This is a genomic window from Xanthomonas sp. XNM01 (assembly GCF_014851915.1).
Taxonomy (GTDB): domain Bacteria; phylum Pseudomonadota; class Gammaproteobacteria; order Xanthomonadales; family Xanthomonadaceae; genus Pseudoxanthomonas.
In genome coordinates, this window is record NZ_JACVAP010000001.1 from 450,857 (window position 1) to 465,253 (window position 14,397).

At 70.6% G+C, this 14,397-nt stretch carries 13 protein-coding genes and 1 pseudogene; 6 read left to right on the forward strand and 8 right to left on the reverse strand.

The features are described 5' to 3' along the window. Positions 1-233: 233 nt before the first annotated feature. The gene (locus IB242_RS01960) at positions 234-1,067 is read right to left on the reverse strand and encodes a kinase (protein ID WP_225540126.1); all 834 of its coding nucleotides are present in this window, start codon (positions 1,065-1,067) and stop codon (positions 234-236) included. 103 nt (positions 1,068-1,170) lie between these two features. Between IB242_RS01960 and pdxH the strand changes: the two genes are divergently transcribed. From pdxH to IB242_RS01975, 3 genes are read left to right on the forward strand one after another with little or no spacing between them, the layout of a single operon-like run. Further along, positions 1,171-1,770: a pyridoxamine 5'-phosphate oxidase gene (gene pdxH, locus IB242_RS01965; protein WP_192275514.1), complete on the forward strand. Its 600-nt coding sequence runs from the start codon at positions 1,171-1,173 to the stop codon at positions 1,768-1,770. Then, entirely contained in the window at positions 1,767-2,222 is a 456-nt protein-coding gene (aac(6'), locus tag IB242_RS01970; protein WP_343237068.1) for an aminoglycoside 6'-N-acetyltransferase, read from the forward strand. The genes pdxH and aac(6') overlap by 4 nt, the downstream gene beginning before the upstream one ends. A 2-nt stretch (positions 2,223-2,224) precedes the next feature. Next, positions 2,225-3,022, forward strand: a complete 798-nt coding sequence (locus IB242_RS01975) for an ABC transporter substrate-binding protein (protein ID WP_192275515.1) — start codon at positions 2,225-2,227, stop codon at positions 3,020-3,022. A gap of 913 nt (positions 3,023-3,935) precedes the next feature. Here IB242_RS01975 and IB242_RS01980 read toward each other — a convergent pair. Continuing rightward, the gene (locus IB242_RS01980) at positions 3,936-4,556 is read right to left on the reverse strand and encodes a class I SAM-dependent methyltransferase (RefSeq protein WP_225539948.1); all 621 of its coding nucleotides are present in this window, start codon (positions 4,554-4,556) and stop codon (positions 3,936-3,938) included. 98 nt (positions 4,557-4,654) lie between these two features. Between IB242_RS01980 and IB242_RS01985 the strand changes: the two genes are divergently transcribed. After that, complete coding sequence (locus tag IB242_RS01985; protein ID WP_192275516.1) at positions 4,655-5,077, forward strand: CopD family protein; 423 nt, start codon at positions 4,655-4,657, stop codon at positions 5,075-5,077. A gap of 682 nt (positions 5,078-5,759) precedes the next feature. On the opposite strand, the gene IB242_RS01990 is transcribed toward IB242_RS01985, so the two are convergent. Continuing rightward, positions 5,760-7,451 carry an alkaline phosphatase gene (locus IB242_RS01990; RefSeq protein ID WP_192275517.1) on the reverse strand — a complete coding sequence of 564 codons (1,692 nt, stop codon included), beginning with the start codon at positions 7,449-7,451 and terminating at the stop codon, positions 5,760-5,762. Between the two features lie 214 nt (positions 7,452-7,665). On the opposite strand from IB242_RS01990, the gene IB242_RS01995 reads away from it, so the two are divergent. Next, entirely contained in the window at positions 7,666-8,967 is a 1,302-nt protein-coding gene (locus tag IB242_RS01995; protein ID WP_192275518.1) for a dicarboxylate/amino acid:cation symporter, read from the forward strand. Positions 8,968-8,983: 16 nt separating this feature from the next. On the opposite strand, the gene IB242_RS02000 is transcribed toward IB242_RS01995, so the two are convergent. The 3 genes from IB242_RS02000 to IB242_RS02010 all read right to left on the reverse strand — a co-directional run bounded on the left by IB242_RS02000 (position 8,984) and on the right by IB242_RS02010 (position 11,508). Further along, on the reverse strand, positions 8,984-9,847 hold the full coding sequence (locus IB242_RS02000) for a bile acid:sodium symporter family protein (RefSeq protein ID WP_192275519.1): 864 nt from the start codon (positions 9,845-9,847) through the stop codon (positions 8,984-8,986). A gap of 154 nt (positions 9,848-10,001) precedes the next feature. Further along, positions 10,002-10,706 (reverse strand): C40 family peptidase, encoded by a 705-nt coding sequence (locus IB242_RS02005; protein ID WP_343237097.1) that lies wholly within the window; start codon positions 10,704-10,706, stop codon positions 10,002-10,004. Positions 10,707-10,995: 289 nt separating this feature from the next. Continuing rightward, on the reverse strand, positions 10,996-11,508 hold the full coding sequence (locus IB242_RS02010) for a C40 family peptidase (protein WP_225539950.1): 513 nt from the start codon (positions 11,506-11,508) through the stop codon (positions 10,996-10,998). Between the two features lie 120 nt (positions 11,509-11,628). On the opposite strand from IB242_RS02010, the gene IB242_RS02015 reads away from it, so the two are divergent. After that, entirely contained in the window at positions 11,629-12,108 is a 480-nt protein-coding gene (locus IB242_RS02015; protein ID WP_192275522.1) for a peptidylprolyl isomerase, read from the forward strand. Between the two features lie 462 nt (positions 12,109-12,570). On the opposite strand, the gene rnhB is transcribed toward IB242_RS02015, so the two are convergent. Together rnhB and lpxB are read right to left on the reverse strand one after the other, a co-directional pair. Beyond that, positions 12,571-13,227, reverse strand: a complete 657-nt coding sequence (rnhB, locus tag IB242_RS02020; RefSeq protein ID WP_192275523.1) for a ribonuclease HII — start codon at positions 13,225-13,227, stop codon at positions 12,571-12,573. After that, positions 13,224-14,381 (reverse strand): annotated as a pseudogene (lpxB, locus tag IB242_RS02025) (lipid-A-disaccharide synthase); the annotation flags it as partial. The pseudogene lpxB and the gene rnhB, both read right to left, overlap by 4 nt. Positions 14,382-14,397: the final 16 nt, after the last annotated feature.

Genomic DNA, 14,397 nt, shown 5'->3' on the forward strand with positions numbered 1-14,397 from the left:
CGGCGTTCGTTGCCCGCGAAAGCATCGCGACGGACCCGCACGTGATCGAGGCCCGCGGCGTTCCCGACCTCGTGCAGGCCGCGACGTATGACCGCTTGCGATCGCATGCACGCGCCGCGGGCCGTTGGCGGCTGGTGCGTTCCCGGTGTGGGCCCGCGTACACCCGCTGGTTCCCAGCGTGCGGCATCCGCCGTTCCTGCCACTCGGTCACCGCAGACCCGCGGGGCGCGAGGTCAGCTGCCGGTATCCGGCTCGATGGCGTGATCGCCGCGCGTCGTACCGGTGCTGCCCGCGGTATCGCCGCCGAGGCGGACCTCGCACACGCGGCGCGCCGCATCGAGGCGGACCACGCTGTCGGCGCGCTCCGGCAGGCAGGCGATGGCCTGCCGGCTGATCCGCTCGTAATGCTGGATGAAGCGCGCCAGCTGCTTGCGGTCCATCGACGTGCGCCGGGGCTCGAGTGCCTGCAACGCCTGCTCCTGCTGCCAGCGCCAGGCGTGGACGGTCTCGAAATCCGGCGGCTGCAGGAACACCAGATGGTCGATGCGCCGCCACAGTGCCGGGTAGTCGCGGGCCAGCGCGGCGTTGCACCAGTGGCGCCAGCGGCCATCGGGGTCTTCGTCGCGCTCCAGGGCATTCAGTGGCGTGGCCAGCGTGGCGACCTCCTGGGCCGGCGTGCCGATGCACCAGCCCTCGAATACCAGCAGGTCCAGGCCGGCCGGAACCTGCTGCCAGTGCGCGGCCGGCAGGCGATCGTCGCCGAGCTTGTCGAAGCGTGGCAGCCGCGCCGGTCCGCCCGCCGCCAGCGCATCGAACAAGGTCAGCGCCAGCGCCACGTCGTGGGTGCCGGGCGGGCCGCGCGTGGCCAGCAGCGGATGGACCTCGCGGGCGAGACGCTGGCGTTCGGCGCGGGTCAGGTAGACATCGTCGATCGACAGGGATGCCGCGTTCAGTCCGCGGGCACCGGCGGCAGCCACCAGTTGCGCTGCCAGGGTCGATTTGCCGCTGCCCTGCAGGCCGCTGATTCCCAGCACGCGCGGCGACGCGCCAGGCCGGTGACGGGCCATCGTCCGTGCCAGCAGTGCCTGGACCAGATCGGCGGGATACCCGTGCTGCGGCGAGGTGTGCATCGCGCGACAATAGCGGCCTTCTTCCGTCCGTGGAACGCACATGACCGACCTGTACGCCGAGGCGCTGGCGACCTTCGCCACGCTGTTTGAGGAAGCCTCCGCGGGGATCGACCCGGATCCGAACGCGATGACCGTCGCGACCGCCACAGCCGGCGGCGTTCCCTCGGCCCGGACGGTGCTGTTGAAGTCGTTCGATGCGCGCGGCTTCGTGTTCTACACCCACCTGGCCAGCCAGAAGGGCCGTGAGCTGGCGGAGAACCCGCATGCGGCGCTGCTGTTCCTGTGGCGCCGGCTGCGCGAGGCCGGTATCCAGGTGCGGGTCGAAGGCGCGGTCGAACAGGTCGATGCGGCCGAGGCCGACGCGTACTTCGCCAGCCGCCCGCGGATGAGCCAGATCGGTGCCTGGGCGTCGGCGCAGTCGACCCGGCTGGCATCGCGCGACGCCTTCGAGCAGCGCATCGCCGAGGTCGAGGCCGAATATGCCGGCCGCGACGTGCCACGTCCGCCGGGCTGGAGCGGCTACCGCGTGGTGCCGGCCGCGTTCGAGTTCTGGTACGGCGCGGGCTTCCGCCTGCACGAGCGCTGGCGCTACGAGCGCGATGCCGGCGGCACCTGGGTGAAGTGGATGCTGTATCCGTGACCCTGGCCTGGCGCATCGCGACGGCGACCCGGGCCGACCTCGACGCCCGGGCCACGCTGCGCGCTGCGCTCTGGCCGGATGCCACCGCCGCGGCGCATCGTGCCGAGCTCGATGCGCCCGATGGCGACGACGCTGTCGCCTTTCTCGCATTCGACGACACCGGCGCCGCGATCGGCCTGGCAGAGGCGACACTGCGGCACGGCTACGTCAACGGCACCGGCAGCTCGCCGGTCGGCTTTCTCGAGGGCTGGTACGTGGAGCCGGCCTGGCGCGGGCACGGGGTCGGCCGTGCGCTGGTCCAGGCGGTCGTGGACTGGTCGCGCGCGCGGGGCTGCAGCGAGCTCGCCTCGGACACCGCGCTGGACAACACCGGCAGCCAGGCCGCGCATGTGGCCTGCGGCTTCGAGGAAACCGAGCGCGTGGTCTACTTCCGTCGTCGCCTGGAGACCTGAGCATGGGCCCGCGCCGCATCGTCTGCCTGACCGAGGAACCGACCGAGACCCTGTATGCGCTCGGCGAACAGGACCGCATCGTCGGCATCTCCGGCTTCACTGTGCGGCCGCCGCAGGTGCGTCGCGAGAAGCCCAAGGTCAGCGCCTTCACCAGCGCCAAGATCGACGCGATCCTGGCGCTGCGCCCGGACATGGCGATCGGTTTCTCCGACATCCAGGCCGACATCGCCGCCGGGCTGGTCAGGCGTGGTGTCGAGGTCTGGATCGCCAACCATCGCAGCGTCGACGGCATCCTCGACTACATCCGCCGCCTCGGCGCGCTGGTCGGCGTGGCCGCGCGTGCCGAGGCGTATGCCGACAGCCTGCAGCGCAACCTCGACGCGATCGCCGCCGACGCGGCGACACTGGCCCGGCGACCCCGGGTGTACTTCGAGGAATGGGACACGCCGATCATCACCGGCATCCAGTGGGTGGCCGAGCTGGTGCGGATCGCCGGTGGCGACGATGTATTCCCCGAACTGTCGGCCGAACCCCTGGCGAAGGCGCGGATCCTGGCCGATGGCGACCCGGTGATCGCGCGCGCGCCGGACATCATCCTCGGCTCGTGGTGCGGCAAGAAGTTCCGCCCGGAGCAGGTGGCCGCACGGCCGGGCTGGGATGCGATCCCTGCGGTGCGCGATGGCGAGCTGCACGAGATCAAGTCGCCGTTGATCCTGCAGCCGGGGCCGGCGGCGTTGACCGATGGCGTGGCGGCGATCGCCGCCATCGTGCAGGAGTGGGCGCAGCGGCAGCCTCGCTGATCGATTGCGCCTTTCGTACCTGCGCCTTTTCCAGCTGCAGCCGTTGCGGCGGTTCTTCGCACGGAATATCGACAGGCACTGGCGGTGCCATTGTCGTGGGTGATGCCATCCTTTCCGCTTTCCGCTTTCCGCTTTCCGCTTTCCGCTTTCCGCCTTCCGCCTTCCGCCTTCGACTTTCGGCTGTTGCTGTTGCTGTTGCTGTTGCTTGCGCCTGGGCTCTTGTTCCGCTGTTTGCTCCTGACCCTCAGTGCCGTGAAGCGAGCCGAGCATCGCAGCGATGGCGGGGGCGAAGAGACCCACGTGTCTGAGCGCAGCGAGTTGTGGGCCGGCCCCGCCAGCGCGAGAGAGGCCCCCCTTTTCGGGGAGCGCAGGCACCGGCGTGGCACAGCCGCGCCGGCTCGCGGACCGGCTGTGCTTTCTTTTGGTTACTTTTCTTTGCACAAGCAAAGAAAAGTGACTCGCTCCCGCCCGCGCAGCGGGTAGAGCGAAAGCTCTGCTGTTGCTTCAGCTTCTGCCTCGCCTGTGACTGGCTGAACGGCAACGGCAACGGCAACGGCAACGGCCGAGGCCAGGCTTCAGGGCAACGGCTTCCGCGCTGTTGCGCGGCTTACTTTTGTCTTGGCAAAAGTAAGCAAAACCGCCGTCGCCGGACGCGATCCGATCCGGCTTCGCCGAATCGGTTCCCTGCGCTTCTCGCGTCGCTGGGGGACGGCCCACAACTCGCTGCGCTCAGACACGTGGGCCTCTTCGCCCCCATCGCCGCTGCGATGCTCGGCCCGCTTTACGGCTCGGGTAGATCAACAGCCAAAGCCAAGGTCAAAGCCAAAGCACAGGCAGAGCAGGATCGCAGCAACAGCAACAGCAACAGCAACAGCAACAGCAACGCGCCGCCCGCTGGTGCGAGAAGGCCGGCTCAGCCGCGCTCGAGCGCCGAGGCCGTGTCCGCCAGCGCCGGCGCCAGCCAGCAATGCGAGCCCACCGGGGTGAAACCTTCCGCCTGCAGTCGCCGCCGGTACCAGCGGGCCGGCCGTGCCTGGAAATCCACCGTGTCGCCTTCGAACTCGTCCTCGGCGGCGAAGGTCTCCAGGAAGGCGACGCCACCGCACAGCTCGGCCAGTCCACGCAGGCCGCGTCCGAGTTCGCGCGAGGGCAGATAGTGCAGCACGTCGGCACAGACCAGCAGGTCGACCGGGGCGCTGGGGCGCAGGTACTCGAAATCGCCGAAGCGGGCGTAGTGCAGGTTGCGGCGCGCACCATGGCGGGCGATCGCGTATTCGCTGCTGTCGAAGCCCATGTACTGCAGTTTCGGCCGCAGCTTCAGCAGTGGTGCGCGCCAGGCACCCTCGCCACAACCGATGTCCAGCACCGTGCGGACCGGGCGTTCCAGATGGTGCTCGGCCACCGATACCGCCAATGCGACCTTGCGTGCCAGCCGCTGCGGATCGTGCAGGGCCTGGTCGCGGTACCAGTGGTCGAAATAGTCGCGGTCGTAGGTCTTCATCGGCATGACGCGGGGTGTGGAGCGGGGCGCCATGCTCACATTCCGGGGCGCTGTGCGCCAGCGGTTGGACACGCGTAGCGGCCATGGCAGAAAATCCGGGAACGCCTCGCCAGCCGTGGAGCACGCCGCGCATGTATCTCTGGGTCAAGACCTTCCACCTGTTGTTCGTCATCGCCTGGATGGCGGCGGTGTTCTACCTGCCGCGGATCCTGGTCAACGTCGTCGAGGCCGGCGCGCATCCGGAGGTGCGGGCACGCCTGCTGCTGATGGGACGGCGTCTGTATGGCTTCGGCCACATGATGCTCGGGCTGGCGGTGCTGCTCGGGTTGGCGCTGTGGCTGCATTTCGGCATGGGCCAGGGCGCGGGCTGGGTCCACGCCAAGCTGACCCTGGTGGCGCTGATGCTCGCCCACTACATCGTGGCCGGGCGCTGGCTGAAAGGCATCGACAAGGGCCGCACGCTGCCGTCGGCGCGTGCGCTGCGCTTCTTCAACGAGATCCCGGTGCTGCTGCTGGTTGGCGTGATCTGGCTGGTGCTGGCCAAGCCGTTCTGAGTGCGTCCCCGTCCGCGCAGCGGGCTGCTGCCGCGCGACGGGCTGGAGGGATGCGGGCGTGGTGCCGTTCTTCAGTCTGCCCGTCGCCCTGCGCGGGTGGGCCCAGAGTCACGCGGCCGCTGATCCGTTGCGGATCCTGCGTCCATTTCACTGCTTCGCGCCGGGTTGCGCGGCGCCTGCGATACCGCGTCCGCAGGCAGGTGGCGATGGTCACGCCGTGAGCCACCGCGCCGATCAGGATCGCAGTGATCCAGCCTGATCCCGGGATGTTCTGTCCTGACGGGCGCGAGCGCGACCCGCGGATCAACGTGCGTGCTGGATGCTGCGTCAGGGTATCGGCATCGCGGCGCAGGGCGGATCGGCGGATGCAGGCAGGCCAGCTGCGCGATGACGCGGACGCGGCGTCTGTTGCTGCCTTCCATGCCGCGCCTGCGGCCTGGCCGGATTCGGAGCCGGAGCTGTCCGGCTGCAACGCTGGGCCGGGCAGAGACGCGAACCGGAGCGCTGGCCCCTGCCAACAGCGGGGACTGACGGAGCGCACCTGCTGCAGCCCGTGCTTTCCGTCCTGTCGCCGCGGCTGCAGCGCGGTGGCGCTTCGAACCCCCCCAGGCCACAGACCAAGGCGTGCCTGCAGCAGGGCATGCGGTGACGGCGGTGCGCCGTCATCGCATCCCGACGTCGCTCAGCGCTTCATGAACTCCGTTGGCTTTGGCAGCTCGACCGGCACGCCGTTGGCGTCGCAGGTACCGGCTTCGCACAGGGTCTGCCGCAGGCGGGGCGTGGACTGGACGATGAAATGGTAGATCGCGTTCTGCTCGACCGTGCCACGGATCGCACTGCTGCCCGGGCCGCGCGCCCAGATGCCGACGTCCTCGCCGCCATGCGACTCCGAACCCATCGGCACCAGCGCCTCCTGCAGGTAGTCCGGATGCTCGGTGTCGATGTCGGTCAGGTTCGGGCGGCCGTCGGCCGGCTCGATGTTGCTGGGGCTGTGCAGGAAGCGCTTCGGGCCGGCCGGCTGGCGGTTGCTCGCGCCGGTGTGGCCGGGGCCGTTGGCGTAGCTCAGCGTGGTGTAGGGCAGGCCGCTGGCGTCGCGGGCGTAGCTGTTGGGGTCGCCGTCCTCGCCGCTGCCGCCGCGGACCTTGCCCAGGATCGCGTTGCCGCGCACCGGGTAGCCGACGAAGTTCAGCGTGTGCGAGTGGTCGGCGGTGACCACGATCAGGGTGTCGTCGGCCGAGGTCGCGTCGATCGCGGCCTGGACCGCATCGGACATCGTCACGGTCTCGTCCAGCGCACGGTAGGCGTTGCCGTAGTGGTTGGCGTGGTCGATGCGCGCGCCTTCGATCATCAGCACGTAGCCGTTCGGTTCGCGCGACAGGCGCGCGATCGCGGTGCGGGTCAGCTCGGCCAGGCTCGGTTCGGCGGCGGTGTCGCGCTCGTGCTCGAACTGCATGTGGTCCGGCTCGAACAGGCCGAAGATCGCCGGCGCGTCGGCCGCGGCCTGCAGCTGCTCGCGGTTCCACACGTAGGCGCCCTGCGGATGCAGGGCTTTCCATTCGGCGATCAGGTCGCGGCCGTCCAGGCGCTGGCCGACCTTGTCGTCGTACTCGGGATCGCGCTGCTCGACGGTGGTGAACTCGCCACGACCACCGCCCAGCATCACCAGCGGGCCGCGGCCGTAGTCGGCGGTGACCAGCTGGCTGGCGATGTCGCGGCAGCCCTGCGCCACTGCTTCCGGCGGCAGGTCGGTGTCGTTCTCCCAGTTGCGGTTGGGCACGTGGGTGTAGGTCGCCGCCGGGGTGGCGTGGGTCAGGCGCGCGGTGCTGACGATGCCGGTGGCCATGCCGGCGCGGTCGGCCAGCTGCAGCCAGGTCAGGCGGTGCTTGCCCAGGCTGTCGGCGCAGTCCAGGCGGTTGCCGGCGGACACGCCGATCGCGCCCATGTGGGTCTTCACGCCGGTGGTGATCGCGCTCATCGTGCCGGCCGAGTCGGGCGTCTGTGCGTCGGTGTTGTAGGTCTTGCTGAATGCGGTCTGCGGGAAATGCTCCCAGCTCAGCAGGTTCTCCTCGCCGGGGTTGCCGCTGCGCTGGCCCTGCAGGATGCGGGCGGCGGCGACCGTGGTCAGGCTCATGCCGTCGCCGAGGAACAGGATCACGTTCTTCGCCTTGCCGTCCATCGCGCCGTTGGCGGCGGCGCGCGCCGCGCCGCTGCGGTACCACCATTCGGGGGTTTCGCCGGCCGGGTGGGCCACGGCCGGCACCTCGACGGCGATGCCGGCGGCGACGGGACGGGCAGGGGTGGCGGAGCAGCCGACCAGGGTGGTCAGGGCCGCGCACAGCGCGGTCAGGGGCAGGGCGGAGTTGAAACGGCGCATCGGGCTTCCAGCTGGTGATCCGGGCCGCAGGCGGTCATGCAGCGGCGGTGCGGCCATCGCCGCGCTCGCCTGCAGCGCGGGGCATGCGGGAGGGGCGTGAAGTATGACGGTTCACGGGTGTCGTATCGATGACACACCGGCGTTCCACCAGCGCCGTCGCCAGCATCGCCCGGCTGGGCTATCGTGCGCCGTTACCCGGTTCAGGTGGTTGCGGATGAAGCTCGTGTCGGCCTGGTTGGCCATTCCGTTCTGGCAGCGCGTGCTCGCCGGTTTCGTGCTGGGCGCGCTGGCGGGCTGGGCGATGGGGCCGGCGGCGCAGACCTGGTTCGGGCCGCTGGGCACGCTGTACGTGACCCTGATCAAGATGATCGCGGTGCCGCTGGTGCTGTTCGCGGTGATCAACGCGGTCGCCTCGCTGCATGGCCAGCAGTCGGTGGCGGCGCTGGGCGGGCGCACCTTCCTGTGGTTCGCGGCCACCGCGGCGCTGGCGGTGGGCGTGGGCCTGTCGGTCGGCCTGGTGCTCAAGCCCGGGCACGGCATCAGCGGGCTGGAGATGGCGGCGGACTTCGTCCCGCGCGAGGTGCCAGGCCCGGTCCAGGTGCTGCTGGACGTGGTGCCTGCCAATCCGTTCGCTGCCCTGGCCGATGGCAGGATCCTGCAGGTGATCTTCTTCGCCGGCCTGGTCGGCTTCGCCCTGGTCAAGCTGGGTGAGCGTGCGGCCAGGCTGCGCGCGCTGGCCACCGAGGCCAGCGACACGATGATCCAGGTCACCCGCTTCGTGCTGGAGATGACCCCGCTGGGCACCTTCGGCCTGATCGCCGGCCTGGTCGGCAGCTACGGCTTCGAGAAGCTGCTGCCGCTGGGCACCTTCGTGTTCGCGCTGTACCTGGCCTGCGCACTGCAGATCGTGGTGGTCTACGGCGGCCTGCTGCTGGCGCACGGCCTCAATCCGCTGAAGTTCTTCCGCGGCGCCGCGGCCGGCATGCAGGTCGCGTTCGTCAGTTCGTCCAGCTTCGCCTCGATGCCGGTGGCGATCCGCAGCGTCACCCACAACCTGGGCGTGGACCGGAACTACGCCGCGTTCGCGGTGCCGCTGGGCGCCAGCATCAAGATGGACGGCTGCGGGGCGATCTTCCCGGCCCTGACCAGCGTGTTCGTCGCCCAGTACTTCGGCCTGGACCTGTCGGTCGACCAGTACTTCGTGATCCTGCTGGCCTCGGTGCTGGGCAGCTTCGGCACCGCCGGCGTACCGGGCACGGCGGTGGTGATGGTGACCGTGGTGCTGAGCGCGGCCGGCCTGCCGCTGGAAGGCATCGGCCTGCTGGTGGCGATCGACCGCGTGCTCGACATGATGCGCACCATGACCAACGTGACCGGGCAGATGCTGGTGCCGGTGCTGGTCGCCAAGGAGACCGGCCTGCTCGACACGCAGGTCTACCAGCGCGCCTCCAGCAACGTCGGCATCGACGACGGGACGGCGGACAGCGCCTCCCCCGGCAAGGATACCGTCGCCTGAGCGGCCGCTGCGCCGCTCATTCCGACGCCGGCCGACGCGCCGCCCACCAGGCGAAGGCGGCGGCGGTGAAGAACATCAGCAGGCTGTAGACCGCCGCGGGCACCGACATCGCCGCGTTGCCCAGCACGTTGAGCGCGATGAAGATCGCCAGCGTGCCGTTGTGGATGCCGATCTCCATCGCGATCGCCACCGCCTGCCGGCGTGGAAGCCGCAGTGCCAGCGGAGCGGCATAGCCGGCGCCCATGCTGACCAGGTTGAACAGCAGGCAGGCCAGCCCGACCACCGCCAGGTGCGATGCCAGCGTGCGCCATTCCTGCGCGACCGCGGCCACGATCAGCAGCGCCAGCACCAGCACCGACAGCAGCCGCAGCGGCTTCTCGGCGCGCGCGGCGAAGCCCGGTGCACGGGCGCGCACCAGCATGCCTAGCGCCACCGGCAGCACGATGATCACTGCCACCTCGATCACCTTGCGGGTCGGTGGCGGCACGTACTGGCCGGCGCCGAGGAAATGCTCGAGCGCCAGGTTCAGGATCAGGGGCAGGGTCAGCAGGCACAGCGCGCTGTTGATCGCGGTCAGGGTGATGTTGAGCGCCACGTCGCCACGCGCGAGATGGCTGTAGATGTTGGCGGTGGCGCCGCCGGGCGAGGCCGCCAGCAGCATCAGGCCCACGGCCAGTTCGGCCGGAAGGCGGAACGCCAGGGCCAGCGCGAACGCCGCCCAGGGCAGCACCAGGATCTGCAGACCCAGGCCCGTCAGCACCGCGCGCGGGTAGCGCGCGACGCGGCGGAAGTCTTCGGTGGTCAGGCCCAGCCCGAGCCCGAACATGATCACGCCCAGCGCCAGCGGCAGCAGCGCGTTGGTCAGCAACGAAGCCTGCATCGGCGGTTCCCCTCCCGCATCGGGTAGCGGCGACCATGCCGCAGCGGCAGGGGATGGTCACGCTGCTGCGCGGCATGGCGCGTGCCACGGCCCGGCACCCGGAAACGACAAGGCCGCCCGAAGGCGGCCCTGGATGCGTCGTTGGCGGGGTGGATCAGATGTCGATCCGGCGCGCCTGCATGAAGCGGGTGCCCCAGTAGCCGCCGGTCATGCTGTCCACACGCACGTCCTTGCCGCGGCTGGGCGCGTGCAGGAACTGGCCCTCGCCGACATAGATGCCGACGTGGTTGATGCGGCCGCGCATGCCGAAGAACACCAGGTCGCCGGGGCTCAGCGCGTTGCGGTCCTTGATCAGCTCGCCCTCGCCGATGCCGGCGATCTCGCGCGAGACGCGCGGCAACTCCACGCCGAGCACGTTGCGGAACACGTAGCCGACCAGGCCGCTGCAGTCGAAGCCGGTGTCCGGCGAGGTGCCGCCCCAGCGGTAGGGAGTGCCGACCAGCGACATGGCGCCCTTGAGTACCTGCTGCACGCGGTTGTCGGTGACCGCCTGCGAAGCCGCTGCACCCTGCTGGGCGCGGCCCTCGGCGCCCTGGCCGAGTTCGTAGGCGTTGATCAGGCGGCTGATGTCGCCGGCGAACATGGCCGAGCGGTCCAGCAGCGGGAGGGCGTCGTTGCCGGCCAGGTGCGGCAGCAGTGCGGCCAGGGTGGCCGTCGCGGCGGCGTCGGCCTTGCGACGCAGGGGGGAGCCGGTGGCAGCGGCCGGCTGCGGTGCCGCAGCGCTGGCGTGGGAGGTCGGGGTGGCCGGAGCGGCGGATGCCGCCGTGGCGGTGGTGGGCGGGGCCAGCGGGAGATCGATGCTGGGGGCCGGTTGCTGCTGCAGTTCGATCGCCTCGGGAACAACCGGAGCGGGTTCCGGTGCGGCCAGCGCAGGCAGTGCGCAGGAGACCAGCAGCGGCAGAAGCAGGAAGCGTTTTGCCCGATGGAGGCGGGGCGGGGCGATGGCAGGCAGGCCTGGCGTCAGGTCGTCGGTCGTCACGCGGCGGTCACACAGGAAAAAGCGATGGGCGATGATGCCCCGTCCCGGTGACCACCATGTTCAAAAAAAGTTAATTTTTGGTAAATCCCGATGTGACCGCTGTCCGCTTTCAGAGCAGAACACGTTTCGCGCCACTGTAGTGGTCGCGCCAGTAATGGCCGTCCAGCCGGTCCAGGCGGACGCTGCCGCCGGTGCTGGGGGCATGCACGAAGCGGCCCTCGCCGACATAGATGCCCACGTGGTACACCACGCCGCGGTCGGCGAAGAACACCAGGTCGCCGGCCGCCAGCCGCTCGGGCGCGATCTTTGGTCCCTGCGCCTTGGCCAGGTCACCGGAACTGCGCGGCAGGCGCAGGTCGAGCATGTCCCGGAACACGTAGTTGACCAGGCCGCTGCAGTCGAAGCCGGTATCGGGCGTGTTGCCGCCGTAGCGGTAGGGCGTGCCGACCAGACTGATCGCACGCAGGGTCACCGCATTGGCGGCGGCCGGATCGGCCGGGGTGACCGTCGGCCAGTCGCGGGTCGAGCCGGCGGCCGGTGGCGTGGAGCGCACCGCCTCGCGGCCGCAGGCGGCAAGCAGAGGCAGCAGCAGCGCTGCGACGAGCAGGCGCGAAACTGGCATGGGCGCGGGCGAGCCGGGATAATGCGGGGTCATCGTCACGGCGGCCATCATCGCCGTAGTACCCTGCGGCAGACAAGCCGCCCACCCGCTGCCGCGTCAGGCAGCCAGACCGAGTTGCGCATGAAGATCGAAAAAGACCGCGTCGTCCGCTTCCACTACACCGTTTCCGAGGTCGGCCAGGAGCCGATCGAAAGCTCGAAGGACCGTGATCCGCTGGCGATCCTGATCGGCCACGGCAACATCATCCCGGGGCTGGAAAACGCGATGCAGGACAAGCAGGCCGGCGACAGCTTCGGCGTCGACGTGTCGGCCGCCGATGCCTACGGCGAGCGCCGCGAGGGCATGACCCAGCGCATCCCGAAGAAGCACTTCGGCGAGACCCGCCTGCAGCCGGGCATGCAGGTCGTGCTGCAGACCAACTTCGGCCCGCGCGCGGTCACCGTGCAGAAGGTCGGCCACAGCGTGGTCGACGTCGACCTGAACCACCCGATGGCCGGCAAGGACCTGCACTTCGACGTGGAGATCATCGAAGTGCGTGAAGCCGCGGCCGAGGAAGTCGAGCACGGCCACGTGCACGGCGACGGTGGTCACCACCACTGAGTCTCGCCGGGCGTGATGCCTGCAGTGGAAGCCCGCCGGAAGGCGGGCTTTCGCGTTTTCGGGGCCTCCGGCGGGCCCGCGCAGGCGGACCCGCGCCCAGGGCCTGGTCGGGCCGGTCGGTGGGGCCGGCGGCCGCCGGCTGTCGCCATGGACATGCCGAGTGTGTGGTTCTCCGGTGCGCGCGCCACGCGGGGCGCTCGCCGTGCCGCGACCCTCGGGATGAGACGGCTGGATCCGCGCGACGGCGGGACCGACGGTGACGGGTCACGGTGCTGGCGGCAGGCGGGCGTTGGCGCGACGGTCGCGTCTCGCCGGCCTGCGCGTCCCGATTCCGGGCGCCGACCCGCGTCCAGTCGTGGCGCGGTGCGAATGCCTGCGACGCTCGGCGTCACGGGACGATGGACGGCGGGCCTGGCCGGTGCGAGCGGCGCGGATGTCCGCTGGTGCGGTTCCTGGCGTCCGTCAGGCGGGGACGGCGGCCAGCCGCTCCCAGGCACTACGCACCGGAGCGAAGCTGCGGCGGTGGTGCGCGCAGGGGCCATGCTGATCGAGCGCCGCCAGGTGTGCGGGGGTGGGATAGCCCTTGTGCGCGTCGAAGCCGTAATGCGGATGCACCGCGTGCAGCTCGGCCATGTAGCGGTCGCGGGCGACCTTGGCCAGGATCGAGGCGGCCATGATCGCCGGCACCAGCGCATCGCCACCGACCACGGCTTCGGCGGCGCAGGCCAGTCCGCGCGGCACCGCGTTGCCATCGATCCGGACCAGCTCGGCGCGCGGCTGCAGCGCCGCGATCGAGCGGCGCATGCCTTCCAGCGTGGCCTGCAGGATGTTGAGCCGGTCGATCTCGTCCACCGCCACCAGTTCGATGTGCCAGGCCAGCGCACGTTCGCGGATGAGCGGATACAGCGCCTCGCGTCGGGCCTCGGTCAGACGCTTGGAATCGTCCAGGCCGTCGATCGGCCGGGCCGGGTCCAGGATCACCGCGGCCACTGCGACCGGCCCGGCCAGCGGGCCGCGGCCGGCCTCGTCGACGCCGGCGGTCAGCAGGCGGTCGCGGGCCAGCGGGAACAGGTCGATGCCGGCCCCGCCACTGCGACCGCGTCGGGCGCGTGCGTTCATGACGCGGCCGGACCCAGGCCGGGCAGCCCGGCGATGGCATCGGCGGCGCGCGCGGAGGCGTCCTGGCGCAGCAGCGCGTGCAGTTCCTCGAAGCGCGGCTGCAGCGCCTCGACCGCCGCACGGTCGCCGAACCAGCGCAGCACCGCGGCGGCCAGGCGCTCGGGCGTGCAGGCGTCCTGGATCAGCTCGGGCACCAGTTCCTCGCCGGCGAGCACGTTGGGCAGCGAGTAGCGCTGCACCTTGAGCAGCTTCAGCGCCCGCACGATCCGGTAGGTGAGTGGCGAGATCCGGTAACCCACCACCATCGGCCGCTTGGACAGCATCGTCTCCAGGGTGGCGGTACCGGAGGCCAGCAGGACCACGTCTGCGGCGGCGAGCGCATCGCGCGCCTGCCCATCGAGCAGGTGCGAGTGCATCGCCGGCAGCGCCGAGCGCGACAGCTGCGCCTGCAGCAGGGCACGGCAGGCCGCATTGGCGGCCGGGACCACGACCTGCAGTGCGGGCAGGGTCTCGGAGACCTGCCAGGCGGCTTCGAAGAAGGTTTCGCCGAGCTTGTCGATCTCGCCCAGCCGGCTGCCCGGCAGCACCGCCAGCACCGGCGCGGCGTCGCTCAGGCCCAGGCGCGCGCGCGCGGCGGCGCGATCGGGATGCATCGGCATCGCATCGGCCATCGGGTGGCCGACGAAGCGGGCGTCGATGCCGTGCCGTGCATAGATCGGCGGCTCCATCGGGAACAGGCACAGCACGCGGTCGGCACTTTCGCCGATCTTCTCCGCGCGCTTCTCGCGCCAGGCCCAGACCGACGGGCTGACGTAGTGCACGGTGCGGATGCCGCGCTGCTTGAACCAGCGCTCGACGCCGAGGTTGAAGTCCGGCGCGTCGATGCCGATCACCACGTCCGGGCGCCAAGCCAGGCCGCGCTCGCGGAACTCGCGACGCAGCTTCAGCAGGCGCGGCAGGTGCCGCAGCACCTCGACCAGGCCCATCACCGACAGCTCGCTGGCGTCGTGCCAGGTTTCGCAACCGGCATTGCGCATCGCGTCGCCGCCGATGCCGGCGAACCGCGCATCGGGAAAACGGGTGCGCAGCTCGGCGATCAGGCCCGCACCGAGCGCGTCGCCTGAGGCTTCGCCGGCGACGAGCAGGATCCTGGGCGAACCGTCGACGTGG

Excerpts from the sequence above, each read along its gene's own strand:
- IB242_RS02015 (WP_192275522.1), top strand. The coding sequence starts at position 11,629 with ATGAAGATCGAAAAAGACCGCGTCGTCCGCTTCCACTACACCGTTTCC.
- IB242_RS01985 (WP_192275516.1), top strand. The coding sequence starts at position 4,655 with ATGTATCTCTGGGTCAAGACCTTCCACCTGTTGTTCGTCATCGCCTGG.
- IB242_RS01975 (WP_192275515.1), top strand. The coding sequence starts at position 2,225 with ATGGGCCCGCGCCGCATCGTCTGCCTGACCGAGGAACCGACCGAGACC.
- pdxH (WP_192275514.1), top strand. The coding sequence starts at position 1,171 with ATGACCGACCTGTACGCCGAGGCGCTGGCGACCTTCGCCACGCTGTTT.
- IB242_RS01990 (WP_192275517.1), bottom strand. The coding sequence starts at position 7,451 with ATGCGCCGTTTCAACTCCGCCCTGCCCCTGACCGCGCTGTGCGCGGCC.
- IB242_RS02010 (WP_225539950.1), bottom strand. The coding sequence starts at position 11,508 with ATGCCAGTTTCGCGCCTGCTCGTCGCAGCGCTGCTGCTGCCTCTGCTT.
- IB242_RS01995 (WP_192275518.1), top strand. The coding sequence starts at position 7,666 with ATGAAGCTCGTGTCGGCCTGGTTGGCCATTCCGTTCTGGCAGCGCGTG.
- IB242_RS02000 (WP_192275519.1), bottom strand. The coding sequence starts at position 9,847 with ATGCAGGCTTCGTTGCTGACCAACGCGCTGCTGCCGCTGGCGCTGGGC.
- rnhB (WP_192275523.1), bottom strand. The coding sequence starts at position 13,227 with ATGAACGCACGCGCCCGACGCGGTCGCAGTGGCGGGGCCGGCATCGAC.
- IB242_RS01980 (WP_225539948.1), bottom strand. The coding sequence starts at position 4,556 with ATGGCGCCCCGCTCCACACCCCGCGTCATGCCGATGAAGACCTACGAC.
- IB242_RS01960 (WP_225540126.1), bottom strand. The coding sequence starts at position 1,067 with ATGGCCCGTCACCGGCCTGGCGCGTCGCCGCGCGTGCTGGGAATCAGC.